Raw genomic sequence first — 25,037 nt, forward strand, 5'->3', positions numbered from 1 at the left:
CTATCATCTGGACATATTTACAGTGTTTTCGGGCATCTAATTGATGAAATTGGATAAAATTCCTCTCGATAGCCTCAAGGGTGTCGGCAGCAAGATGCTGGAGAAGCTCGAGCGGCTGGGGCTGGCCACGGTACAGGATCTGCTGTTCCACCTCCCCCTGCGCTACGAGGACCGCACCCAGGTGTGGCCCATCGGCGATCTGCCGCCCGGCCTGCACGGCGCCGTCGAGGGCGAAATCCAGGACACTCAGCTGGTGATGGGGCGCCGCCGCATGATGGTCTGTCGCATCAGCGACGGTACCGGCACCCTCACCCTGCGCTTCTTCAACTTCACCGCCGCCCAGAAAAACAGTCTGGCGGCGGGCCGCCTGATCCGCTGTTTTGGCGAGGTGCGCCCCGGCAAATACGGGCTGGAGATGGCTCACCCCGAGTACAAGCTGCTCGGCGAGGAGCAGGCAGGCCAGACCGAAGAGGCGCTCACCCCCGTCTACCCGACCACCGAAGGGCTGCGCCAGCTCACCCTGCGCAACCTCACCGATCAGGCGCTGGCCCAGCTCGACCTCTACGGCGTCGAGGAGTTGCTGCCCGCTGGCCTCTATCCCCATCAGATTGAGCTGGCCGCCGCCCTGAAATTGCTGCACCGCCCGCCTCCCTCGGTGGCGCTGCCGCTACTGGAAAGCGGCCAGCATCCGGCCCAGCAGCGACTGGTGCTGGAGGAGCTGCTGGCTCACAACCTCTCGGTACTCAAGGTGCGTGCTCAGGCACAAACCCAGCTGGCCCACGCCCTCAAACCGGCGCCCGAGCTGGTTGAACAGCTGCTCGGCGCTCTGCCGTTCAAACCCACCGGCGCCCAGAGTAGGGTAGTAGCGGAGATAAGCAAGGATCTGCAACAGAGCCACCCCATGATGCGGCTGGTGCAGGGGGATGTGGGCTCCGGCAAGACCCTGGTCGCGGCGATGGCCGCCCTGCAGGCCATCGGCAACGGCTGTCAGGTGGGCTTGATGGCGCCGACCGAGCTGCTGGCGGAACAGCACGCCATCAACTTTGCCAAGTGGCTGGAGCCGCTCGACATCGGAGTCGGCTGGCTGGCGGGCAAGCAGAAAGGCAAGGCGCGGGAGGAGGCGCTGGCCGCGATCAAAGATGGCAGCGTCAAGATGGTGGTGGGCACCCATGCCATCTTTCAGGAGCAGGTGGTGTTCCAGCGTCTGGCGCTGGTCATCATCGATGAACAGCACAGATTCGGGGTGCATCAGCGCCTCGCCCTGCGCGAGAAAGGGGAGCGGGAAGGGGTACATCCTCATCAACTCATCATGACCGCCACCCCCATCCCCCGCACTCTGGCAATGACCGCATATGCCGACCTCGACACCTCGGTCATCGACGAGCTGCCGCCGGGCCGCACCCCCATCACCACGGTAGCGCTGCCCGACAGCCGACGCGGCGATGTGATCGAGCGGGTCAAGCTCGCTTGCACCGAGGGCAAGCAGGCCTACTGGGTATGCACCCTGATCGAGGAGTCGGAGGTGCTGGAGTGCCAGGCTGCCGAGGATACCGCCGCCGAGCTGCAGAACCTGTTGCCCGGTCTGCATATCGGGCTGGTGCACGGCCGGATGCGGCCGGTGGAGAAACAGCGGGTGATGGAGGAGTTCAAGGCAGGCATACTGCAACTGCTGGTCGCCACCACCGTCATCGAGGTGGGGGTGGATGTGCCCAACGCCAGCCTGATGATCATCGAGAACCCAGAACGTCTCGGGCTGGCGCAGTTGCACCAGCTGCGCGGCCGGGTTGGCCGGGGGGCGGTGGCCTCTCACTGCGTGCTGCTCTATCATGCCCCCTTGTCCAAGACGGCCCAGAGCCGGCTCGGGGTGCTGCGGGAGACCAACGACGGCTTCCTCATCGCCCAGCGCGATCTGGAACTGCGCGGCCCGGGGGAACTGCTCGGCACCCGCCAGACCGGTCTGGCCGATCTCAAGATCGCCGATCTGGTGCGGGATCAGCCGCTTATTCCACAGGTGCAAAAAATGGCGCGCTTCCTCATGGATAGGCACCCAAGCCATGTCGAACCCTTGATTCGCCGTTGGCTCGGCTTACGGGATCACTATTCCAATGCCTGATCGAAGTAAATGCAGAAGATGGGCACATGTCCTTATGGATAGGCATCCGAGTCATGTCGAACCCTTGATACGGCGCTGGCTCGGTCTGCGAGACCACTACTCAAACGCCTGACAACAGATCCCAAAACAGGAGGAAAGCAACCATGAATTCCTGGCTACGCGGCCTGCTCTACACCTTCGCCTTCCTGCTGCTGTTTGTCTGGGTTGCCCTCGGCCTGTTCGACGCCGAGCGCGCCAAAGGCCCCATCGCCAGCTGGATCAGCCAGCAGACCGGCGTGCCGGTCACCATAGGGCGACTGGTGTTCAACCCGCTGCACCCTTACACCCTGCTGGCAGAGCAGGTACGCTACGGCGATGCAGTCTCACTCGACAAGATCTATCTGGAGATCGAGAGCATCGACTGGCTGAGCCGCGACGTGCGCATCGCCCATCTCGATCTCATTCGTCCCGCCATCAAGCTGCCGCTGCCCAACCAGCTGCCGAACCTGCCGGTGCACTCCCTCACCATCAGTGACAGCACTATCGATCGCCTCAGTCTGGAGAGCCCCGAGCTGACCCTGCGCGGCCTCAATGCCACCCTGAGCGACTGGGAGCTGATCGACCCGAAACGGCAACCACAGGCCAACCTGAGCCTCAATATCGGCCAGCTGGAGACCCCGCAGTTCACCTTCGCCCGTCTCAACCTGCAAGGACGGCTGGAAGGAGAAATGCTGCGCACCGACAAGCTGGTGACCAACATGTTCGACGGTCTGCTGGAGACCGGCATGGTGCTGGACTGGCCAGCCCGCACCCTGCAACTGCACGATCTCAAGGCGCGCGGCATGCGGGTGGAGCTGGGGGATCTGACACAGCAAGGCTTCCCACTGCGCTTCCCGTTGCAAAGCGTGTCGCTGGATCGCGGTCAGCTGGACGGCGTCAGCCTCAACGACATCAATCAGGAGCTCTCCTTCAACAACTTCAGCGGCCAGCTCACCGCCTTCAACTGGCAGGCGGGCAACCAGCCCACCGGCTATCTGAGCGGCACCCTGGGCGACATGGGCCGTGGCCTGTTCCAGCTGGAGGAGATCAAGGGCAAGCTCGCCTTCTCGCCCCAGCAGATCGACGGCGAACTGCAGGGCAAGGCCTATGAAGGGGAGTTCAATGTCGAGCTCTCCCTCGATACCCTGCAGCAGAAGCTGACCCTGAAAGACGTGGCGCTAAGCGGCATGGATATCAGCCTGCCGCAAGGGTGGTGGCAGGATTGGCAGAGCTGGCGCCCGCAGCAGGTCGATATCCGCAAGCTGGCGTTCGACAAGCTCAAGGTGCTCTCCTTCGACGATACCCTGCCCCTGTCGCTGACCGGCTGGCAGCTCTATCTGAGTGATCTCGCCCTGCGCGATAACCAACCCGGCCCGCTGCTCGGCCGCGCCCGTATCGAGAGCAAGTGGTTCGAGCTGGTGTGGGATGGCCTCAGCGCCCGCAACGGCGAGCTGGATGGGGAGCTGACCCCCAGCTCCTGGCAACTGGGCAAACTCACCAGCTCGCTGCCGGATGAGGGCACTCTCAGCCTGAGTGGCCAGTGGGGCCGCGAACCGGGCCAGAGCAGCCGCCTCCAACTGCAGGCGACCAAGCTGGATCTGCAGCAATGGGGCAAGATATTCCACTCCCCTGTCTCGTTCGCTGGCAAGGCGGACGTGAGCGCCGACCTGCAAGCCGAACACGGCAAAACGGCGGGCGAGTGGCGCCAGACCCTGCAAGGCAGCTTTGCCCTCGATGCCGACGAGCCGTTCTGGGACAAGGTGAAGATAGATCCGCTGCTGGATGAGTGGTTCAAAGGGACGACCCCGCCCACCCTGACGCCGGATCAGCTGTGGCAGGCGATGCAGGAGGGTGACACCCCCTTCTACCGCATCAAGCTGCAGGGCAAGATCGACAAGGGGCAACTGCAGATCGAGCAGGCTGGCGCCTCCACCATCACTCATCTGCTGGCGCTGCAAGGGGGGATCGACCTGGTCAACGAGCAGTGGCAGCTGGATCTGGGGATCCTCAATAGCAACCGCTGCGCCGAGCTGCTCGGCCAGTGGCGCGGGCCGCTGACGGAACCCACGCTGGCCTGGAACTTCCCGCAAAAGCAGGACGCCTGCGGCTGGGAAGTGGGAGTACGCTATCCGCCGCAAGGCAACAGCGCCCCGCTCTGGCGACCGGCTCCCGCAACGAAAGCCCAAAACCAGGCCCAAGTGCAGACCCAAGCCGGGCAGACAAGCGACAGCCAGCAAGGGTAAAAACAGACAAGGCCTCATGATGAGGCCTTGTTGTTTGATGGGGAAACGACGCGGTTACTGGCCCGGACGGCGGGGCGGCTGCACCACGTAGTGACCGCAGAACTCCGCCGCCAGCTTGCTGCCGCTGAACAGCTGGATCTTGAGGCTGAAGGTGGCAGGCTCCCCCCGTTTGAGCGGCTGCAGCACGGCGGGCATACCCTCGCGGGCCACTCGCGCCTCCGGCTCCTCATCAACAGGGCCATGATATTTGATGGTGCTCTCGGCCAGCACCGGCTCGCCCACCAGCCCCTCCTCTTTAAGCTGCAGCCAGATCAGCCCCCAGCCCGCCAGCACGCACTGGCTGTAGACACTGCCGGCGAACATGCTGCCATGCACGTTGAAGTTGGCCGCCAGATTGGCCTTGAGGTGGAAAGTCTGGCCGTCGTAGTGGCTGATGTGCATCCCCATCTTCTCGCTGATGGGCACCCCGCGCGACCAACGGGTGGTGAGATCCTGACACCACTCCGGCCGATACTGGATAGTCTGCAACGGGCTCAGGGATTTGATCATCTGGCGATGGGGAATCCGGCCAAAGGAGACGGGACCGCCCCCCACTTCGAGAAAGCCGCACTTGCGATAGAACTCCACCGCCTCCTGACGGGCGTTCATCACCAGCCGTTTCACCTTCTCGCTGCGGGCCAACTGCTCGAGATCTTCCACCATTTGGGCACCCAGCCCCTGGCCGCGGTATTCGGGACGCAGCGCCATAAAGCGGATCTGCGCCTCGTCACCACCGATAAAGAGGCGGCCCACCGCAATGGGAGTGCCATCGGGTGCCAGCATCAGCCGGTGAATGGCGACGGTGTCGTATTCGTCCCGCTCGGAACCGACGGGAAGATTGAAGGGCTTACGCAGTAGCTCCCAGCGCAACTGGTAGTAGGCATCCAGCTCGGCGACTGTCTGAGGGGTGACTACCCGGTACATAGTTTCATCCTTGAGTTACACTGGTCGGAAACCATCTTGCCGTGCAAATTCATGGACTTCAATCTGCAAGCGTACCAAGCCGATCACTTGTTGCACCTCAGCGTCAAACCCCAGCGCCGCCTCACCGTGCAGGAAAATGACCAGCACCGCTGGCTGGAGATAGATGGCGTGGTGCAATCCGCCATGTCGCTCGCCAACCCCGCCGCCCTCTGTCTACCCCATCAGCGGGTCATCGCCTGCCTGCTGCCAGAACAGGCCGGGCAGATCCTAGAACTGGGGCTGGGTGGCGGCGATCTCACCCGCCATCTGGGTCAGCGCTGGCCCGATGCTCGCCACGAGTGCGTTGACCTCGACGAAGAGGTGCTGACCGTTTATCAGCAGTTTTTCCAGCATCAGGAGAGCGATGAACACGCCGCTCCGGCACTCCATCAGGCCGATGCCCTCGCCTTTCTGGAGCAGAGCGAGCAGCAGTACGACCTCATCCTGCTCGATCTCTTCAGTCAGGATGGCAACCCGCTGCTGCTTTTTCAGGAGCGGCTCTACCGGGCGCTGGCTCCCCGCCTCTGCGGCACTCTGGTCATCAACCTGTTGCCGCGCACCGAACTGGAGCTAACCCACGCCCTGACACTGATAGAACAGTGGATTGGCCCGGCTACCCCCTATCCGGTCGCAGGTTTCATCAACGTGATTGTCCACGTCATACCACGGGATCAAGCATCCTCAGACCTGTAACCAGAAGGTAACCGGGCCGTCGTTGACCAGCGCCACCTTCATGTCGGCGGCAAAACGGCCGGTTGCGGTCGGGATGCCGCTGGCAGCAGCCTTCGCCACGAAGTAGTCATAGAGGCGTTCGGCCTCGCTCGGGTGGGCACCGCAGGAGAAGCTGGGGCGCATCCCGCTCTTGGTGTCGGCCGCCAGGGTAAACTGGGAGACCACCAGCAGGCTGCCGCCGACCTGACCGACATTGAGGTTCATCTTGCCGTTCTCGTCACTGAACACCCGATATCCGCTCACCTTGTGCAGCAGCTTGTTGGCCTTGGCCTCATCATCCCCCTGCTCCACCCCAAGCAACACCAGCAGCCCCTGACCGATGGCGCCTGTCACTTCGCCCTCGACGGTCACGCTGGCCTCGCTGACCCGCTGAATCAATGCAATCACATCCCTCTCCTTTGAAAACAGAACGACCGCCCCCTCGCAGGGGCGGTCGTCGATGCTACCAATAAACCGGTGGGCAAGGCGATGGCTTAGCCAAGCTCTTCGCTCGCCGGTTTCTCATATTCACCGAGGCAGGCCGTGGTTTCAGCCCCCAGCAGCACCACCAGCCAGCTGAGATAGACCCAGACAAACAGGATTGGGATGGTGGCCAGCGCGCCGTAGATGGCCTGATAGGAGGGGAAGTTGGTGATGTAGATGGCAAAACCGCGCTTGGCCAGCTCGAACAGGGTCGCCGCTACCAGCGCACCGATAAAGGCGTGGATCAGCCGCACCTTGCAGTTCGGCACCACGGTATAGACCAGCAGGAAGGTGAGCACCGAGAAGAGGAACGGCAAGCCGCGCAACAGCAGATAACCGATACCAAACAGGCTCTCGGCGCCAAACAGCCGCAGCGAGAAGATGTAGGAAGAGATGGCGATACTGGCCCCGATAAGCACAGGCCCCAGGGTCAGGATCATCCAGTACATGGCAAAGGCCTGCGCCAGCGGGCGGCCCTGGGTCGAACGCCAGATGTAGTTGAGGTTCTTGTCGATGGCGGAGATCAGCATCAGCGCCACCACCACCAGCGCCCCAATCCCCACCGCTGTGGTGTTGGTGGCATTGGCGACGAAGCCGTCGATGTACTCCTTGAGCATGTCGCCCGCTGTCGGCACAAAGTTGTGGTAGACGAACTGCTCCATCGCCTGCTTGAGGCTCTGGAACACCGGGAAGGCTGACATCATGCCAAAGACCACGGCGATCATCGGCACCAGTGAAAGCAGGGTGACATAGGCCAGATAACCGGCGGTAACCGTCAATCTGTCCTGCTGGAAACGGCCCCAGACAAACTGGGCAAAGTGGCGACCATCATGGCGCAAGAAGGAGAGGGCGTGGGCCAAACGGCCACTGACAGGCTGCTGCATCTTGATTCTCGTTAGCGTCATAGTTGCAATATTGTGTCAGAGGAGAGCGCTGTTTGACCACCTTTGAACCCGATTTGCCTCCATCTGCCCCAACCTGTCACCCGACTGGCGTCTCTGGCTGTCGCCAGAAGCAGAAATCAAAACGGCCCCGCTATGGGGCCGTTTGCAACGCCGGATTACAGCATGTAGTCCGCGGGCAGCTCGATGCGGGCAACGCCGGAGGCCACCGCCGCCAGCGCCACGGCGCGGGCAACCCGCGGCAGCAGACGGGCATCCATCGGCTTGGGAATGACGTAATCCTTGCCGAAGGCGAGCTCGCTCACCCCGGCGGCGGTCAGCACCTCGGCTGGCACCGGCTCCTTGACCAGCGCGCGGATCGCCTCGACCGCAGCGATCTTCATGGCATCGTTGATGCGGCTGGCACGGGCGTCGAGGGCGCCGCGGAAGATGAAGGGGAAGCAGAGCACGTTGTTGATCTGGTTCGGGTAGTCGGAGCGGCCGGTACCCATGATAAGGTCGCTGCGCACCGCGTGGGCCAGCGCAGGCTTGATCTCCGGATCCGGGTTGGAGCAGGCGAAGATCACCGGATTGGGTGCCATCAGTGCGACCGCTTCGGCGGGCAACACATCGGGGCCGGAAACACCGACAAACACATCCGCCCCTTCGATGACATCCATCAGGGTGCGCAGCGGGGTCTCGTTGGCGAAACGCTGCTTGTACTTGTTGAGATCGCTGCGGCCGGTGTGAATCACCCCCTGACGATCCAGCATGAAGATGTTGTGCGCCCTGGCACCACACTTGATCAGCAGATCCATACAGGCGGTGGCGGCAGCCCCCGCCCCCATGCAGACGATGCGGCTGTCGCTGATCTGCTTGCCCTGCACTTCCAGCGCGTTGAGCAGCCCGGCGGCGGTGACGATGGCGGTACCGTGCTGGTCATCATGGAACACCGGAATATCGCAGCGCGCGATCAGCGCCTCTTCAATCTCGAAGCACTCAGGTGCCTTGATATCTTCCAGATTGATGCCGCCGAAGGTATCAGCGATAGCCGCCACCGTGTCGATGAACTGCTGGCTGGTCTCGTGCTTCACCTCGATGTCGATGGCGTCGATACCGGCGAAGCGCTTGAACAGCAGGGCCTTGCCCTCCATCACCGGCTTGGAGGCGAGCGGCCCCAGATTGCCCAGACCCAGAATGGCGGTGCCGTTGGAGATGACGGCCACCAGATTGCCCTTGCCGGTATAACGGTAGGCATCGGCCGGGTTGGCAGCGATCTCGCGCACCGGCTCGGCAACACCCGGGCTGTAAGCCAGCGCCAGATCACGGGCGGTTTCGGCAGGCTTGGTCAGGGCGATGGCAATTTTGCCCGGTACGGGCTGGGCGTGGTAATCGAGAGCTTCTTGACGCAGATCGGACATGGGGGACCCCGATGTGGTTGGTGCAAATGAGGTGCCGACAGGGGGCACGCAGAAGGGCGGGGATCATAAAAGAAAGCGGCGGGCATGCCCAGCAGATCATGCTGCCATCAGCCAGATCAGACCAGTTATTTCAGCACCTTACCCCACCCACACCTACCACTTTAGTTATAGATTCTGCCGCATGGAGTGAAAATGGAGCAAAAAGGGCGGCAAGTTGGCCTTGCCGCCCTTTCTGTCAGTGCTGTAGACCTGACTCAGTTGCCCAGATAGACCGGCAACAGATTTGCCATCGACAGGAAGTGGAACAGCGCGGTCGCCAATCCGAACAGGATCAGCAGCCAGGCCATCAGCTTGCCGCCGGGGGTGACGAAGTGGGGAATCACCTCGCCCCGCTCGGCCCGCGCCCGAGTGCGCAGCACCAGCAATGCCGGGATGATGCAGGTCCAGATGGTGGCGGCGGCACCGGCATAGCCGATGGCCAGCAGGAAGCCGAACGGGAAGAGCAGGGAGAGCACCAGCGGCGGCAGGAAGGTGACCGCCCAGGTCTTGCAGCGACCGGCGCGGCTGTTGTCGAACTTGAACAGATCAGCCAGATAGTCGAACACCCCGAGCCCCACTCCGATAAAGGAGGAGAGGATGGCCGCCATGGAGAAGCCGTTGATGGCGCTGGCCACCTTCTCCGATTCAATGACCCCGGAGAGGGCGGAGAGCAGCACGCTCACATCGCCCCCCTTGGCAATCACGGGGGCAAAATCCTGACGGGGCAGGTTGCCGAAGATCCCCAGCAACCAGAGCACGTAGAGCGCCAGCGCGATCAGGGTTCCCCCCAGAATGGCCCATCTGGCCTGCTGCTCGTTCTGGTAGTAGGCACGCAGAGAGGCCACCGAGTGGTGATAACCAAACGAGGTGAGCGCCACCGGTAGCATCGCCATGGCATAGGGAGCGTAGCGACTCTCGCTGCCCGCCAGATCGAGCAGGGTCGGCAGCTTGATACTGCCGAGCAGACCGGCCACACCGAGGGCGAAACTGAGGATCATGAAGGCGATCAGTACCACCGAAATACGGTCAACGGCGCGAGTCGAGTGCCACACCACCGCAGAGAAGAGCGCCACGAACAGCACGGATGCAAGCTTGCTGTCGATCCCCAGTATCCCCTGCAGGATGGCACCGGAGGAGGTGATATAGGCGTAGAGCAGAATGCCGCCAACAAAGTAGACCGAGAGGTTGTTGAGGAGATTGAGCTTCTCCCCCAGCAGCTCGCGAGTCACGGTATTGAAGGAGACCCGCATGTCGTGGTGCTGGAAGGATTCCAGCAGCATCCAGCCGGAGAGAGTCATCATCACCATGGTGACAGTCAGCGCCAGCACCGACCAGAGGGTCCAGGCCCCCGCCCCCGAACTCGGCAGACCGAGCATGCCGGCTCCCACGCAGACGCTGGCAATGATGCAGGCGCCCCCCAAAATTGACGGTTTTTTCTTCATAATCCCTTCTTTTTCTGACTGATTATCTATCCGCGGTAAACAAGACCGCGGCATGATGCCAGCCTTTGCCATAAGACGCCTACCACTATCTGCCATAACCGGGCATGGCCGCCGCATAAAAAATGCCCCGAACGGGGCACTCTATAAGCGGGAATGGTGTGAAGAGGGGTTAATCCATCACCGGGATACCTGCCCTCGCTTCGGCCTGACGGGCGATGGCTTCTGTCATCCCCTGAAAGATAAAGAGGTGGAACGGCAGCATGGCGAGCCAGTAGGCCAGCCCCCAGGCGCCCTGCGGGTGCCAGTGAGCGGTGACCCGGATGCGGGTCAACCCGGACTCCTCCGGCAGGATGTTGAACTCCAGCCGCCCGACGCCCGGGGCCTTCATGTTGAACAAGAGATCGAGCCTGCGCCCCTCATCCACCCCGAGGATCTGCCAGGAGTCGAGCATATCCCCCTTCACGAAACGATCCGGATTGGTGCGGCCACGGGTGCGGGCCGGGCCGCCGATCAGATGATCCATCCATTCGCGCACCACCCACAGCTCGTTCATGTAGAAGTAACGCTGCTCTCCCCCCAGCTTCTGCAACACCTGCCACACCACCTCGGGGGAGGCGAGACAGATGGCCTCGCCGCTGGCGGTACGGTCGTAGAAGCCATATTCGGGATGGCGCCAGCGCAGGCCGAGGGGCGTCTCCTGCCCCTGCTGTTCGGCCCCCAGCTTCTGCTCCAGCGCCAGACTCTCCGCCAGCGCCTCATCGAAGCTGAGCAGGGTCTGTGGCAGCAGGGCTCGCAGCGGGCCATCATCGGCCGGGATGTCGTGCTTGAGACCGCCCACCAGCGCCTTGGCCACCGGCTGCGGCACAGAAGTGACGAACTGCAGCCACCAGGCAGAGAGGCGCGGGCTCAGAAACGGGATGGGAATGATGGGGCAGCGCTTGCCGATATGGGAGGCGAACTTCTGCAACTGCTGCTGATAGCTGAGCAGCTCGGGGCCGACCGCATTGAAGATGCGGCCATCCACCTCGTCTGCCTCTACCAGCCCGCCCAGATAGTGCAACAGGTTGGACAGCGCAATCGGCGGCGTGCGCGAGCGCACCCATTTGGGCGTCACCATCAGCGGCAGGTTGAATACCAGATCCCGCATCACCTCGAACGCCGCCGAACCGGGCCCGATGATGATGCCGGCGCGCAGCTCCACCGTCGGCACACCGGATTCGCGAAACAGCTCGCCACAGTGGCGGCGGGAGTTGAGATGGCGGCTGTTGCACTGCTCGGGCTGGATTGCCCCGAGATAGATGATGCGGCGCACCCCGGCGGCACGGGCAGCGGCAGCAAAGTTCTTCACCCCCTGCTGCTCCAGCCGGTGAAAATCGGCCCCCGCCCCCATGGCATGCACCAGATAGAAGACGGTATCGATGCCCGCCAGCGCAGGCAGCAGTGTGATGGGTTTGAGGCTGTCGGCGAGGCGAAACTCGACTCCCTCAGGCAAGCGGCAGGGACGGCGCGCCCCGGCAATCACCCTGTAGCCCAGCGTTTGCAGGTGGGGCACCAGATAGGAACCGATATAGCCTGCCGCTCCCATCACCAGACAATTTCTCATCCTCTCTTCCTCTTCACATGTTGCGCCCTGCGCTTGGGCAAACGGGCTAGCACCCGCATGCCCATCATCCTGCCACGCCACCACCTTGCAACCTAGTACTAACCACCTCCCTGATTAGTCTGATTTGGTGTTAAGCCCTGCTCACTAACCGGTCGATAACTGACCAGATGTATAACGCCGAGGGCGAACGTATGCGCATCGATCACTACGACCTCCAGGGGGAGGTGCAATACCGGCAACAGCAGGCCCAGAGCCGCAAGGTGCGCAACCTCGGGCCAGTGCCACCCGCCGTCAATCCACCGGAAGGCAACAACGCGGCAGTGGCCGGCGAACGCAGTAGCACCCTGACCCTCACCAGCGCCCTGATGCTGCAAACCTCGAGGCAATCCGCCGCCAGCAAGCAAGCGACAACACCTCCCGCCCCGCCCGCAGCGGACGTCGGCAAAGAGCAGGATGGTATTCCCGACGATGGACTGGATAACCGCCAGCGGCTGATCAAGCTGATGATCGAGGCGATGCTGGGCCACGAAATCGAGCTGCCCAAGCCGATCAAGCCCACCGAAGAGGGGGGCGAAGGGGTGACCCAAGGAGACGCCGCGGCTCAAGCCGCCGAGCCGGATCAACTGGTGGAGGTGACTGACAGCCTGTTGCAACAGGAGCAGCTCAACGTGGTGGCATCGGCCAGCATAGCGACTCGGGATGGTCAGACTATTCAGCTCGATCTCGGCTTTGTGCTCGACTGGCGCCAGCTGGAGGTGAGCCAGCGGCGCACCACCCTCAATGCCCTCAAAGATCCGCTAGTGCTCAGTCTGGATGGCAAGATTGCCGATCTGACCGAGGCACGGGTCACTTTCGATATTGATCAGGATGGCAAAGAGGATAGCCTGCCGGGTCTGCGGGAAGGGAGCGGCTTTGTGGCGCTGGATCGCAACGGCAACGGCGCCATAGACGATGGCGGCGAGCTGTTCGGGGCCCGCTCCGGCAATGGCTTCGGCGAGTTGGCCACCCTGGATGAGGATGGCAACGGGGTGCTGGATGAGGGGGATAGCCAGTTTTCAGCGCTGCAGTTCTGGCATCCGGAGCACGCACCTATAGCTCTGGTCGAACTGGGGATCGGCGCCATCCTGCTGCGCCCCCTCGACACCCCCTTTAACCATCTGGGGGAGAACGGCAATCAGGGGGTGCTGCGCCAATCCGGCCTCTATCTCACCGAACAGGGTAAAGGAGGCTGGGTGCAGCAGATCGATCTGCGGGTCTGAGCCTTTAAACGGAATCAGCAGCCCGGTCGCTGACGAGCTCTGCCAGCGACCGGCTCCGGCACTATCAATTCAGCTCGGTGGGGTCGATATCCAGACTCCAGCGCACCCTTTTGGTCTCGGGCCAGCCTTCCAGCTCCTTCACCGCCCAATCCAGCAGTTGGGCCAGCGGTGCCCGGTTCTGCCCCTGCACCAGCAACTGCATGCGAAACTTGCCCGCCTTGCGCTCCATAAAGCCGCTAATGGGCCCCAGCACCTGAACGTGGGGATAGCGGGCGCTGCGCAGGGTATCGGCGAGACGGGAGAGGAACAGCAGCACCTCGTCGCGGCCGTTGGCCTCGGCGCGGAACAGCCCCTGATAGCTGAAGGGCGGCAGCCCCAGCAGACGGCGCTCTTTCAGCGCCGTATCGGCGAAGTGGCCGTAACCATTCTGGGTCAGATCCTGCAGCAGGGCGTGCTCGGGATGATGGCTCTGCAGCACTACCAACCCGGGTTTGCTGGCGCGACCGGCGCGACCCGCCACCTGGGTGTAGAGCTGGGCCAGCTTCTCGGCGGCGCGAAAATCGGCGCTGAACAGGGCACCATCCACATCCAGCAGACCCACTAGCGTCACATCCGGGAAGTGGTGGCCCTTGGCCAGCATCTGGGTGCCGATCAGGATCTTGTACTTGCCCGCCTTGATGTCGCCGAGATGGGTCTCCAGCTCCCCCTTGCGGCGGGTGTTGTCCCGATCGATGCGCACTACCGGATATTGCGGGAACACAGTGGTAAGCAGCTGTTCCAACTGCTCGGTGCCCACTCCCGATCCAATCAGCTCGTTGCTGCCACACTCGGGGCAGTGGTGGGGCAAGGGACGCACGCTGTCGCAGTGGTGGCAGTGCAGCCGCCGCCCGGCCTGATGCCAGGTGTACCAGGCATCGCAACGCTCGCAGGCGGCGCTCCAGCCACATTGGTGACAGATCAGAGCCGGGGCATAGCCACGGCGGTTGAGAAACAGCATCACCTGATTGCCCGCCGCCAGATGCTCCGCCATCAGCTGCTCCAATTGGGGGGATAGCCCGGCCTGCAGCCGCACGCTCTTGATATCCAGGATCACCTGACGGGCGGTCTGGGCGTTACCGGCACGGCGAGTCAGGGTGAGATGGTGATATTTGCCGGTGCGGGCGTTGTGCAATGTCTCCAGCGATGGGGTAGCCGAGCCAAGCAGGATCGGAATACCGGCACGATGGGCCCGCATCACCGCCAGATCCCGCGCATGGTAGCGAAAACCGTCCTGCTGCTTGAAGGAGCCGTCGTGCTCTTCGTCGATGATGATGATGCCGAGGTTGTGAAACGGGGTGAACACCGCCGAGCGGGTGCCGATCAGGATGGCGGCGGCGCCGTCGCGGCAGGCGAGCCAGGCGTCGAGCCGTTCCCGATCGTTCATGGCGGAGTTCATCGCCACCACCGGCACGTTGAAGCGGCGCCGGAAGCGGTTGATGGTCTGCGGGGTGAGGCCGATCTCCGGCACCATCACCAGTGCCTGCTTGCCCGCCTTGAGCAACGGCTCGAGGATGCTCAGGTAGACCTCGGTCTTGCCGGAGCCGGTGATGCCGTCCAGCAGGAAGGCGCCGAACTTGTCGCTCTGGCTGGTAACGGCAGAGACAGCCAACGCCTGTTCGCCATTGAGGCGCAGCCCCTCCCCCGGCTCGAAACGGGTAGCCCAATCGCCGTCGTGACTCGGCTCCAGCGAGCGCTTCTCCAGTAGCCCCTTCTTCTCCAGCGCGGTGAGTGTGGCGCTCTGGATCTCCTCCTGTTTGAGGGCGGAGGGGGTCTGCGGCCCCTTGCGCAGCAAGGCGAGCGCTTGCTGCTGCTTGGCCGCCCGCTTGAGCTCGTTAAGGTCGATGGCCATGCCAGCCTCGGTAGCAAACCAGAACTCCAGTTCACGATAAGCGGCAGGCTCCCCCTTGCGCACCAGCACCGGCAGGGCGTGGGGCAGCACTTCCCCCAGCGGATGCTGGTAGTAGCTGGCGCTCCAGTTCATCAGCGCCAGAATATCCGGCCCCAGCACCGGAGCCGTATCCAATACCCGTTTGATGGGCTTGAGCTTGTTGCGGGGCACCTGGCTGTCAGCCGGATGATCCACCACCAGCCCGACCATGGTCTGGGGACCGAAAGGGATCTCGACCCGGCAACCGGGGGCAGGTAACGGCAGGGGAGAGAGATAGTCGAAGTGACGGCGTAACGGTACCGGGACAGCGACACGAACCAGATCCAGCGTTTGGGAAGAATTCACCAGGGGTTGCCTATTTTTTCTGCGAAGCCACTTGCCTGATCTCAGGCATTTCCTATATTATTCGCAGCCTTTGAAACTGTGTTCAACAATCGTGTGGTGTCCGACAAGAGATCGGATGGCGACACGGCCTATTAATTGAGGTTGTCCATGAAAGCTGGTATCCATCCTGACTACGTAGCCATCACCGCCAAGTGCTCTTGCGGTAACGTCATCAACACTTTCTCTACCATCGGTAAAGATCTGAACCTGGACGTGTGCTCCGAGTGCCACCCGTTCTACACCGGCAAGCAGAAAGAAGTTTCTAGCGGCGGCCGCGTAGACAAGTTCAACAAGCGTTTCGGTGCGATGACCACCAAGAAGTAATTTTACTTCTGAAGAATTCTGAAAAAGGCGCCCATCGGGCGCCTTTTTTACGATCCCTGTTTTTCATCCTTCATGTTCCCGCAGCCAGACGCTCTCTCCCCTACTGGCCAAATCATTTGGAACGACGCAAATAGACATACCCCTCACCCGGGCTACCCCAGCGCGGACTCCCTGCGTTGTCATAGGCGCGATCCAGCAATCTGACGCTATCGGGGCCAATCCAGATATGCTGCACCAGCGTCGTGGCACCACCAAAATCGGTGGAGCAATGGCCCACCCGGGTATGACCGGCATATTCGCCGGAGGGGGTACGGGTCAGCCAGATCTCGCAACCGTGGCGCAAGGAGAGCTGCTGCGGGGTCAGACTGTCGAGCAGGGCGGGATCATGCCAGGCACCGGCAAAATCGGTGGCACGGGGCATAGTCAGCTCTGCCATCAGGATCCGCCCGTCAGGGGCAGGTGAGAAGCGATAGATGCGCTGGCGGAAAGGACGGACGGAGCGCATGCTCAGATACTGCTCGGCATAGACCCAGCGATAGCCCTGATAGCCGGGCCAGATCTCCATCAGGCGCAGCTCGGCACTGGTAAAGCGGCTGTCGTAACTGGCCTGCTCCCGGCTCGTAAAGGCCCCGTTGAACCAGCTGAGTAGCGGCTCCATACCGGGCTTGAGTGGGGTAGCCTGGGGCGCCGGCCCTGCCAACACCAGACAGGAACAGAGCAGCCCGAATACGGCCACCAGCAACTTTGCCATCGAATCCTTCCGAATCATCATAGTGGCGGCGATTATATGAGCGAATTTCCCCAATAACAGCCATTACGATCAAATCATTGCCACTCTGGTGCAAAAACCTCACAAGGATGCCAGTCCGCTCACTAAACCCGATATTTTGCCACCGCCTTGTTGAGCAGCTGGGCCTGCTCGTTGAGGCCCTCGCTGGATCTCGCATTTTCCTCCGCCATGATGCTCGACTCCTGGGCGATGTCGCGGATGTTGTTGACGTTGCGGTTCACCTCGTTGGCCACCAGACTCTGCTGTTCGATGGCGGCGGCAATCTGGGTGCTCATGTCCATGATGTGGGTAACATCCTGAGTGATCTGCCCCAGCAACTCCCCTGCAGTGCTGGCCTGATCCGAGCTGCGGTTGCCCTGCTCGCGGCAGGTTGCCATCACCTCGACGATGCTGCCGGTCTGTTTCTGCAGCGAGCTGATGATGCCGGCAATCTCCTGGGTCGATTTCTGGGTACGGATGGCCAGATTACGCACCTCATCGGCCACCACCGCAAAGCCGCGCCCCTGATCCCCTGCCCTGGCTGCTTCTATAGCCGCGTTGAGGGCCAGCAGGTTGGTCTGCTCGGCAATGCCACGGATCACGTCAAGCACGGAGCCGATGGTCTCACTCTCTTTTTGCAGCTGGCTCACCTCGCGAGATGAGCTCTCCAGATTGCCCGCCAGCGAGCGGATCTGCTCGACAGTGTTCTCGACCGCAGTCCGCCCCTCCATCGCCTTGTTGTTGGTCGCCTGCGCATTGTTGGCCGCCTGCTCGGTGTTGCGGGCGATCTCTTCGATGGTGGAGCCCATCTCGGTGGACGCGGTCGCCACCATGTCGGTCTCCTGCAGCTGGCGCGCCGCCCCTTCACTGGTGCGTTTGACGTTGGCCGAGAGGTGATCCGCCGCTTCAGTCAGGGTGTGCACGCTCTGCTTCACATCGCCGATCAGATCGCGAAACCCGCCCAGCATCACGTCGAGATTGCCTGCCAGCTGGGCCATTTCATCTGCCCCGCGCAGATCTATCTTCAGGCGCAGGTCATTATCCTTACGAATGCGGTTGACGGTATCATTCACCTGAGTAATGGGACGGTCGATGCTGCGCCCCAGCAACACGCTCATGATGCCGATCAGCACCACAATCACCCCGCCACAGACCAGCATCAGGCTGTTGAGGCGAGCGCTCTGCCGCTCCAGTTCAGCGACAATGTGCTGATCTACAGCAGCAAATCCCTGTTCGGTCTGATGCACCAGATCCCGCATCTGGTTGCGCAGCCCCTCATCCTCTTTCAGCCCCAGTACCTGCATCCCCTGCACCAGCGCCACAAAGTCCTGCCGGTACTGCTTGCTGGCCTGCTCCAACTTGCCGCGATCCGCCTCCGGCAAAGTGGCAAGACTATCCTGAAAACTCTTGTGCAAGGTCTCGAAACGCTCCAGATACTGGATATCGGAGCGCAGCATGAAGTCTTTCTCCGCCCGTCTCAGCTGCAACATGGTGATGAGCAACCCCTGCTGATCCAGCTGCTTGAGCCCATTCTCCACCTCATGCACCGCCGCCCGCAGCTTGCCATAGAGCCCCTCCTCCGGTCCCAGACCAATCTTCTGCTGCTGGGCCACCAGATCGTTGAAGGCTTTGCCATAGCCGCTGATCTGCTGATCCAGTCTGGTCAGCTCCCCCTCGACAGCCGCCAGATTGTCATCGGTCACCAGCTCCCGATTGTGCTGGTGAAAGTCAGACAGCCCCTGATTGAAGCGCTCGACGAAGGTCATATCCTTGCGGATCAGAAAATCCTTCTCGGCCCGCCGCAGGTTGAGCATGGCGATCTCCAGCTGGTCGATATTGCGCTGGGCTTCGGTCAGGTGACGGTGCACCTGGCTGGAGTAGATAAACAGGCCGCTCAGTACCAGCATGGCAACGGCAACCAGCACGGTATTCAGGATCAACTTATGACGGATAAGCACGATGGACCTCTCGCAAACTGGCAGTGAACTGCATTGAGCTTATGCAGAAAAGCGGCGACAGGTGATCTGTGCAAGGAATATTCATTGAAATGCCACACCCACTCCTTATACTGGTTGCACCTGTTTCCAGCCGTGGATTTGACACTATGGAATACAATACTTCTGAACTGTGCGACATCTATCAGGACATGGTGGATGTGCTTGAACCCATGCTCTGCTCCTTCGGCGGCCGCGCCTCTTTCGGCGGCGTCATCACCACTGTCAAATGCTTCGAATCGAATGGTCTTATCCGTGAACTCGTCAAAGAGAACGGACTGGGACGCGTCTTGCTGATCGATGGCGGTGGCTCCATGCGCCGAGCTCTGATCGACAGCGACATCGCCACAACAGCAGCAGAGAACGATTGGGAAGGGATTGTCTGCTACGGCTGCGTCCGCGAAGTCGATATTCTGGAAGATCTGGATATCGGCATTCAGGCACTGGCAGCCATTCCGGTCGGTGCCGACAGCAAGGATGTAGGGGAGACCGATCTGCCGGTCAACTTCGGTGGCGTGACCTTCCTGCCTGACGACCACCTCTACGCCGATACCACAGGGGTGATCCTCTCCCCCGAGGCACTCGATATCGAGTAAACCACAGACAGCGTGACGACGGGAGCCTTGGCTCCCGTTTTTTATGCCTGCAACTTGCTGAAAAATGACAAAAAAAGAGGGCCAGATAAACTGGCCCTTAACTGGAAGCAATGTGAGCAATGTCGTGCCTTCACAAGAAGTCCATCACGTTGGAACGAATGAAGTCTTTCCCGGAAAACAAGTTAACAATAATCATTCTCATTTAACTAGGCAAGCGCTATTTGCAGAAAGTGCAAAAAATTGACCACCGCGAAGGGTGGTCAATCTGGTCAGGCTTGCCGGGTGGCCGTTTGCAGGCTGGATAATCCGGCCTCGCCCACCAGCTTGCGGCTGAGGTAGCGCAGCAAGACACCGTAGAGCGGCACGAACAAACCAAGGCTTATCAGCAACTTGAATACGTAATCGACGGTTGCGATCTCGACCCAGTGCTCTGCCATGAAAGGATCTGTGGTGCGCCAGAAGGCCACACTGAAGAAAGCGATGGTATCAACCAGATTACCGAACAGGGTGGAGGCCGCAGGTGCAATCCACCACTGCTTTAGCAGACGCAGTCGGTTGAACACCACCACATCCATGAACTGCCCTACCAGATAGGCCATAAAACTGGCCAGCGCGATACGTGCCACGAACAGGTTGAATTCAGCCAGATGACCAACGCCCTGAAAGCTCCCTTCGAAGAAGAGCACGGAGAGCGCATAGGAGACCGCCAGCGCTGGTAGCATCACGGTCTGGATAATCTTGCGTGCCAGACCGGCACCGAATATCCGCACCGTCAGGTCAGTGGCGAGGAAGATAAACGGGAAGCTGAACGCACCCCAGGTAGTATGGAAGCCAAACACGGTGATCGGCAGCTGCACCAGATAGTTGCTGCTGGCAATGATCAGGATGTGGAACAACGACAGGCGAACGAGCGCCGTTTGGTACTGCGCAGGGGTCAGATTCATCTTGTGACCTTTTTGGTTAATGGGGTTAGGGAACCCATATCGCCACCATTGACGATAATCGAGGGGCGAGATTATACGCCCCCAAACCGATAGTTCAATCTTTATGCGATTAGGCTCATCCAGGTTGGCCAGCGGCAGAGCTGGCCTTGTGGGCGATAGTCACGCCTTGTGCTGTCTGGCGAGCCAGAGCAGCGCCTCCCGATCCGCCGGGCGCACCGCCTCCAGCCAGCAGCCGCTGTAGTGTTCATATTCCAGCCGAAACTGACTTTCTTCAAACTCCAGCAACCAGCTATGGCGGTCGGCCCCCGCATCCTGCTCGAGCGGCCGTAGCTCCCACTCTCGCAGTAAGGCCTGCGCCAACAGCGGGAACGTGTCCCAGTCGAGTGCCGGACAATCCAGCGTCACCACGCCAGCTTCGCTATCTGCCTGTTTGATTTGCCAACTCATTCCCTGTCTCTCAGCTACTGCAGGAGAGCTCACCACCGCAATACCATGCCGGAGTCGGGGTGGCGAGATCCTCATATTCGGGTTGTTCATCATAGGGGTGCTGCAAGGCGGCGAACAGCCGCTCGAACGGCCGCATATCCCCTGCGTCGGCGGCGTCGATCACCTGCTGGGCCAGCGCATTGCGCAGCACATACTTGGGATTGATGGCATCCATCTGCACCTTGCGCACGGCATCCTCGCTGCCTTCGCGCATTAGCCGCGCCCGATAGCGCTCCAGCCACGCCTGCCAAACACCTGGTCCAGACAACAGGGCCAGCAGAGACGCAGGCCACGCCCCCTCTTGCGTCACCTCACCGAGACGGCGCAGGAACAGGTGGTAATCCACCTTGTGGGCCGCCAGCAATCGGAACAACTCGCGGAACAGCGCCGGGTCATCCTCCTCCCACACTGCCAGTCCGAGCTTGGCCCGCATCAGCTCGGAGTAGTGCAGCATCAGCTGCTGCTCGTACTGGGCCAACGCAGCAGCCAGCGCATCACCGTCTATATGGCCAGCCAGCGCCTGCGCCAGCTTTTGCAGATTCCAGTAACCGACCGCGGGCTGCTGATCCAGCGCGTAGCGGCCCGCAGGGTCCGAGTGGTTGCAGACAAAATCGGGCACATAGGCATCGATAAAGCCGTAGGGGCCGTAATCCAGCGTCAGGCCGAGCAGCGACATGTTGTCGGTGTTCATCACCCCGTGACAGAAGCCCGCCGCCTGCCATTTGGCAATCAACCGCGCGGTGCGGCGCACTACCTCGGCAAACAGTTCGGCACCACTCTCCAGTTCTGGGAAGTGGTGGCGCAGCAGATAGTCGATGAGCGGCGGGATCTTCTCCCCCTGCCCGCTCCAGGCGAAATACTCGATATGACCGAAGCGCAGATGGCTGGGGGCGGTGCGCAGCACAGTCGCCCCTGTCTCAACCTGCTCGCGATAAACGGGCTCCTGACTCCCCACCAATACCAGCGCCCGGGTGGTCGGGATGCCGAGAGCATGGAGCGCTTCGGAGGCGAGATATTCGCGGATGCTGGAGCGCAGCACGGCGCGGCCGTCACCAAAACGGGAAAACGGCGTCTTTCCTGCCCCCTTCAGGTGCAGATCCCAGCGCTGCCCATCCGGCGCCAGCTGCTCACCCAGCAGCAGCGCGCGACCATCTCCAAGCCGGGGGCTATAACCCCCGAACTGATGGCCCGCATAGACCTGCGCTACCGGCTGCATGCCTGGCAGCACTTTTCCCTCGCCACAACAGGCGATCCAGTCAGCCTTGCTGACGCCTCCCAGCCCCAACTCATCCAGCAAAGCCCGGTTGAGATGAAGCAACCGGGGCTGCTGCAGCGGCTGGGGGACCACGGGTTCACAGGCCCAGGGCAACTCGGTCGCAAAAGTGTTGATCAACTTCATGGTTGTGCCATTCGTCCCTGCGTATGCTCGTGTCACTCTTTATACTGCCGTCAGCCATGCTTGTGCTCACTGGCAACCATCATTTTTCAATTCAAGGAGAAGAAGATGCAAAAATGGGTATATGCCCTGCCCTTGCTGGCACTGGCGTGGGGTCATCAGGCCAAGGCTGCCGATATTGAAGCCGGCAAAGCCAAAGCGGCGGTCTGTGCCGCCTGTCACGGCGTGGAAGGCAAGGCGATGATCCCCAACTATCCCCATCTGGCGGGTCAGAATGCCGCCTATCTGGTGAAACAGTTGAAAGCGTTCAAGGATGGCACTCGCAAAGAGCCCTTGATGGACCCCTTCATGGCGCCGCTGACCGATGCGGATATCGACAATCTGGCCGCCTTCTACGCCAGCCTGAAATAACCTCGCGTCTAACCCTTGGTTCTTCCGAGCCGCGCTTACCGTGGTCGATTAGGCTGCCTAATCGACCCTACCGCCGGCAGTAGTCGATGATCAGATCCATAAAAGCTTCGCCAAAGCGCTCCAGCTTGCGGTGCCCGACACCGTTGATAGCCAGCATCTCGTCTTCGGTCATCGGCATCAGCTGAGCCATCTCCACCAGGGTCGCATCGTTGAACACCACGTAGGGCGGCACCTCTTCGTCCTCGGCAATCTGCTTGCGCAGGCCACGCAGCTCCTTGAACAACCGTTTGTCGTAGTTGGCGTTGTCGAGCAGGCCATTGCGCTTCTCCTTGCGGCTGGAGATAGGCTGCAAGCGGGGCACCGCCAACTCCAGCTTCACCTCGCCACGCAGCACGGGGCGGGCCGCTTCGGTCAGCTGCAGCACCAGATTGCGGGTGATGTTCTGGGTCAGCAGTCCCTTGTGGATCAGCTGGCGGATCACGCTCATCCAGTATTCGTGGCTCTGATCCTTGCCGATGCCGTAGGTCGAGAGCTTGTCGTGGCCGTGATCCTTGATGCGCTGGTTCAGCGACCCGCGCAGCACTTCCACTACATAACCCACCCCGAAATTCTGCCCCACCCGCCAGACGCAGGAGAGCGCCTTCTGGGCATCTTCGGTGCCGTCATAACTTTGGGGCGGATCGAGGCAGATATCGCAGTTGCCGCACGGCTTGTCGTTGTACTCGCCGAAGTAGTTGAGCAGCACCTGACGGCGGCAGGTCTGCGCCTCGGCAAAGGCCGCCATCACGTTGAGCTTGTACTGCTCCACCTGCAACTGCTGGGGATTCTCGATGTTGTCGAGCAGGCGGCGCACCCGACCGATGTCGGCAGGATCGTAGAGCAGCAGCGCCTCTGCGGGGGTACCATCGCGCCCGGCGCGACCGGTCTCCTGATAGTAGGATTCGATGTTCTTCGGAATGTCGTAGTGCACTACGAAGCGCACATTGGGCTTGTCGATGCCCATACCGAACGCCACCGTCGCCACCACTATCTCGATGTCATCCTTGAGGAAGGCATCCTGGGTCTGCTGGCGCTGTTCGAGCGGCAGCCCCGCATGATAGGGCGCGGCCTTGCAGCCGTGGCGGGATAGCCGCTCGGCCACCTCCTCCACCCGGTTGCGGCTGGAGCAGTAGACGATGCCGCAGTTGCCCTTCTGGCTCTGCACGTAGCGCAGCAGCTGCTCAGCCGCCTTGAACTTCTCCACCAGGCTGTAGCGGATATTGGGACGATCGAAGCTGGCGGTGTGGATGAAGGGATCGTTCAGCTCTAGGCGGTGCAGCATGTCGCTGCGGGTCGCCTCGTCGGCGGTGGCGGTAAGCGCTACCACCGGCACCTGCGGGAACCACTGCTTGAGGCGCCCCAGCGCCGCATACTCAGGCCGGAAATCGTGGCCCCACTGGGAGACGCAGTGCGCCTCGTCGATGGCAAACAGCCCGAGCGGCAGCTCGGCCAGCCGATCCATAAACTCGTGCTGCAACAGTCGCTCGGGGGAGACATAGACCAGCTTGATCTCGCCGCGGCGCATGGCGGCGAAGTTCTGGATCATCTCCTCCCGACTGAGGGCCGAGTTGATGTAGACCGCCGCTACGCCGTTGGCGCGCAGGCTGTCGACCTGATCCTTCATCAGCGAAATCAGGGGAGAGACCACCACCCCGAGCCCGGGCCGCAGCAGTGCCGGGATCTGGTAGCAGAGCGACTTGCCGCCGCCAGTGGGCTTGAGCACCAGCGCATCGCGCCCCGCGACGATCTGCTCGATGATTTCGAGCTGACCCGGCCGAAACTGCTGATAGCCGAAGACCGCCTGCAGCAGGGCAAGCGGACTCTCAGGCTGAGGATCTGGCAGGGTTTCGGCAATCGCGGTCATGGGCTCTCCTTTGGGGTCGCCATTCTAAAGCAGCCGCCGCCCACAATAAACCTGCCATTGCGACTGTTAAGGAACTGTTGCAGACTGGTTGGAGTTTTTACTCGGCTTTGATGACAAGGATTGGGATCAGAGAATGAAACAGATGCTCAAGAAGATGGCACTCAGTGGCATTGCCAACCTGTTTGCCGAGAAGATGCCGTTCAACAAGCTGATCGGCATGCAGGTGACCCACTACGACTTCGACAAGGTGGAACTGCGCATCAAGATGGACGACAAGCTGATCGGCAACCCCTTCCACAACATCCTGCATGGCGGCGTCACCGCCACGCTGCTGGATGTGGCGGGTGGCATGCTCGTCGCCGCTTCCTGCATCGACGAGCTGGAGGAGTTCTCCCCCAGTTATCTCAAGGAGCGCTTCGCCCGCCTCGGTACCATAGATCTGCGGGTGGATTACCTGCGGCCGGGGCGCGGCAACGAGTTTATCGCCACCGCCCACATCATCCGGGCTGGCAGCAAGGTGGCCGTCGCCCGGATGGAGCTGCACAACGAAGAGGGCACCCACATCGCCTTCGGCACTGGTACCTATCTGGTAGGTTGAACCAAGTTAGTGCATAAAAACCACGCGGCTAATCCACTTTTAATCATTAGATTCCTTACCCCCTCGGGCCGAACAAGGTCCATACTGATA

Annotated in this window: 21 protein-coding genes; 8 read left to right on the plus strand and 13 right to left on the minus strand. The window is 61.4% G+C overall.

Annotation, left to right across the window (positions count from 1 at the left end):
* The first annotated feature begins 43 nt into the window (after positions 1 to 43).
* Both recG and AB5Y90_RS05745 read left to right on the plus strand, forming a co-directional pair.
* Positions 44 to 2,113, plus strand: coding sequence for an ATP-dependent DNA helicase RecG (gene recG, locus AB5Y90_RS05740; protein ID WP_368166644.1), 2,070 nt, complete (start codon positions 44 to 46; stop codon positions 2,111 to 2,113).
* Positions 2,114 to 2,256: 143 nt separating this feature from the next.
* The gene (locus AB5Y90_RS05745) at positions 2,257 to 4,374 is read left to right on the plus strand and encodes an AsmA family protein (protein WP_266134968.1); all 2,118 of its coding nucleotides are present in this window, start codon (positions 2,257 to 2,259) and stop codon (positions 4,372 to 4,374) included.
* Positions 4,375 to 4,428: 54 nt separating this feature from the next.
* On the opposite strand, the gene AB5Y90_RS05750 is transcribed toward AB5Y90_RS05745, so the two are convergent.
* A complete protein-coding gene (locus AB5Y90_RS05750) occupies positions 4,429 to 5,337 on the minus strand; it encodes a bifunctional GNAT family N-acetyltransferase/hotdog fold thioesterase (protein ID WP_115544223.1) in 909 nt (302 codons plus the stop codon).
* A gap of 51 nt (positions 5,338 to 5,388) precedes the next feature.
* On the opposite strand from AB5Y90_RS05750, the gene AB5Y90_RS05755 reads away from it, so the two are divergent.
* Positions 5,389 to 6,069 (plus strand): spermidine synthase, encoded by a 681-nt coding sequence (locus tag AB5Y90_RS05755; protein ID WP_266134983.1) that lies wholly within the window; start codon positions 5,389 to 5,391, stop codon positions 6,067 to 6,069.
* Here AB5Y90_RS05755 and dtd read toward each other — a convergent pair.
* The 5 genes from dtd to AB5Y90_RS05780 all read right to left on the minus strand — a co-directional run bounded on the left by dtd (position 6,058) and on the right by AB5Y90_RS05780 (position 11,956).
* Complete coding sequence (dtd, locus tag AB5Y90_RS05760; RefSeq protein ID WP_368166645.1) at positions 6,058 to 6,495, minus strand: D-aminoacyl-tRNA deacylase; 438 nt, start codon at positions 6,493 to 6,495, stop codon at positions 6,058 to 6,060. The genes AB5Y90_RS05755 and dtd overlap by 12 nt on opposite strands.
* A gap of 86 nt (positions 6,496 to 6,581) precedes the next feature.
* A complete protein-coding gene (locus AB5Y90_RS05765) occupies positions 6,582 to 7,454 on the minus strand; it encodes a virulence factor BrkB family protein (RefSeq protein ID WP_005340664.1) in 873 nt (290 codons plus the stop codon).
* A gap of 176 nt (positions 7,455 to 7,630) precedes the next feature.
* On the minus strand, positions 7,631 to 8,872 hold the full coding sequence (locus tag AB5Y90_RS05770; RefSeq protein WP_266134967.1) for a malic enzyme-like NAD(P)-binding protein: 1,242 nt from the start codon (positions 8,870 to 8,872) through the stop codon (positions 7,631 to 7,633).
* Between the two features lie 254 nt (positions 8,873 to 9,126).
* Complete coding sequence (locus AB5Y90_RS05775; RefSeq protein ID WP_236767749.1) at positions 9,127 to 10,353, minus strand: aromatic amino acid transporter; 1,227 nt, start codon at positions 10,351 to 10,353, stop codon at positions 9,127 to 9,129.
* A 169-nt stretch (positions 10,354 to 10,522) separates the two neighbouring features.
* Positions 10,523 to 11,956, minus strand: a complete 1,434-nt coding sequence (locus AB5Y90_RS05780; RefSeq protein WP_368166646.1) for a DUF2867 domain-containing protein — start codon at positions 11,954 to 11,956, stop codon at positions 10,523 to 10,525.
* A gap of 167 nt (positions 11,957 to 12,123) precedes the next feature.
* On the opposite strand from AB5Y90_RS05780, the gene AB5Y90_RS05785 reads away from it, so the two are divergent.
* The gene (locus tag AB5Y90_RS05785; RefSeq protein ID WP_368166647.1) at positions 12,124 to 13,215 is read left to right on the plus strand and encodes a hypothetical protein; all 1,092 of its coding nucleotides are present in this window, start codon (positions 12,124 to 12,126) and stop codon (positions 13,213 to 13,215) included.
* A 64-nt stretch (positions 13,216 to 13,279) separates the two neighbouring features.
* Here the strand turns inward: AB5Y90_RS05785 and priA are convergent, their stop codons facing one another.
* Positions 13,280 to 15,487 (minus strand): primosomal protein N', encoded by a 2,208-nt coding sequence (priA, locus tag AB5Y90_RS05790; protein ID WP_368166648.1) that lies wholly within the window; start codon positions 15,485 to 15,487, stop codon positions 13,280 to 13,282.
* A gap of 147 nt (positions 15,488 to 15,634) precedes the next feature.
* Here priA and rpmE point away from each other — a divergent pair, with 147 nt between their 5' ends.
* Positions 15,635 to 15,850, plus strand: coding sequence for a 50S ribosomal protein L31 (rpmE, locus tag AB5Y90_RS05795; protein WP_005340673.1), 216 nt, complete (start codon positions 15,635 to 15,637; stop codon positions 15,848 to 15,850).
* A 112-nt stretch (positions 15,851 to 15,962) separates the two neighbouring features.
* On the opposite strand, the gene AB5Y90_RS05800 is transcribed toward rpmE, so the two are convergent.
* Entirely contained in the window at positions 15,963 to 16,601 is a 639-nt protein-coding gene (locus tag AB5Y90_RS05800; protein ID WP_368166649.1) for a chromophore lyase CpcT/CpeT, read from the minus strand.
* Between the two features lie 122 nt (positions 16,602 to 16,723).
* Complete coding sequence (locus AB5Y90_RS05805; RefSeq protein ID WP_368166650.1) at positions 16,724 to 18,577, minus strand: methyl-accepting chemotaxis protein; 1,854 nt, start codon at positions 18,575 to 18,577, stop codon at positions 16,724 to 16,726.
* Between the two features lie 146 nt (positions 18,578 to 18,723).
* Here AB5Y90_RS05805 and rraA point away from each other — a divergent pair, with 146 nt between their 5' ends.
* The gene (gene rraA / locus AB5Y90_RS05810; protein WP_005340678.1) at positions 18,724 to 19,209 is read left to right on the plus strand and encodes a ribonuclease E activity regulator RraA; all 486 of its coding nucleotides are present in this window, start codon (positions 18,724 to 18,726) and stop codon (positions 19,207 to 19,209) included.
* Between the two features lie 269 nt (positions 19,210 to 19,478).
* Here the strand turns inward: rraA and AB5Y90_RS05815 are convergent, their stop codons facing one another.
* The 3 genes from AB5Y90_RS05815 to AB5Y90_RS05825 form a co-directional block, all read right to left on the minus strand.
* Positions 19,479 to 20,153, minus strand: a complete 675-nt coding sequence (locus AB5Y90_RS05815; RefSeq protein WP_005340680.1) for a 7-cyano-7-deazaguanine/7-aminomethyl-7-deazaguanine transporter — start codon at positions 20,151 to 20,153, stop codon at positions 19,479 to 19,481.
* A gap of 159 nt (positions 20,154 to 20,312) precedes the next feature.
* Positions 20,313 to 20,600: a DUF3630 family protein gene (locus tag AB5Y90_RS05820; RefSeq protein WP_307895990.1), complete on the minus strand. Its 288-nt coding sequence runs from the start codon at positions 20,598 to 20,600 to the stop codon at positions 20,313 to 20,315.
* A gap of 10 nt (positions 20,601 to 20,610) precedes the next feature.
* Positions 20,611 to 22,038, minus strand: a complete 1,428-nt coding sequence (locus AB5Y90_RS05825; protein ID WP_307895988.1) for a YdiU family protein — start codon at positions 22,036 to 22,038, stop codon at positions 20,611 to 20,613.
* Positions 22,039 to 22,143: 105 nt separating this feature from the next.
* On the opposite strand from AB5Y90_RS05825, the gene AB5Y90_RS05830 reads away from it, so the two are divergent.
* Positions 22,144 to 22,446 carry a cytochrome c gene (locus AB5Y90_RS05830; RefSeq protein WP_005340687.1) on the plus strand — a complete coding sequence of 101 codons (303 nt, stop codon included), beginning with the start codon at positions 22,144 to 22,146 and terminating at the stop codon, positions 22,444 to 22,446.
* Between the two features lie 67 nt (positions 22,447 to 22,513).
* Here AB5Y90_RS05830 and recQ read toward each other — a convergent pair whose 3' ends face one another.
* On the minus strand, positions 22,514 to 24,349 hold the full coding sequence (recQ, locus tag AB5Y90_RS05835) for an ATP-dependent DNA helicase RecQ (RefSeq protein ID WP_203119865.1): 1,836 nt from the start codon (positions 24,347 to 24,349) through the stop codon (positions 22,514 to 22,516).
* Between the two features lie 133 nt (positions 24,350 to 24,482).
* On the opposite strand from recQ, the gene AB5Y90_RS05840 reads away from it, so the two are divergent.
* On the plus strand, positions 24,483 to 24,947 hold the full coding sequence (locus tag AB5Y90_RS05840; protein WP_368166651.1) for a thioesterase family protein: 465 nt from the start codon (positions 24,483 to 24,485) through the stop codon (positions 24,945 to 24,947).
* Positions 24,948 to 25,037: the final 90 nt, after the last annotated feature.

Origin of the sequence: Aeromonas sp. R4-1 (genome assembly GCF_040908325.1) — a bacterium.
Taxonomy (GTDB): domain Bacteria; phylum Pseudomonadota; class Gammaproteobacteria; order Enterobacterales; family Aeromonadaceae; genus Aeromonas; species Aeromonas veronii.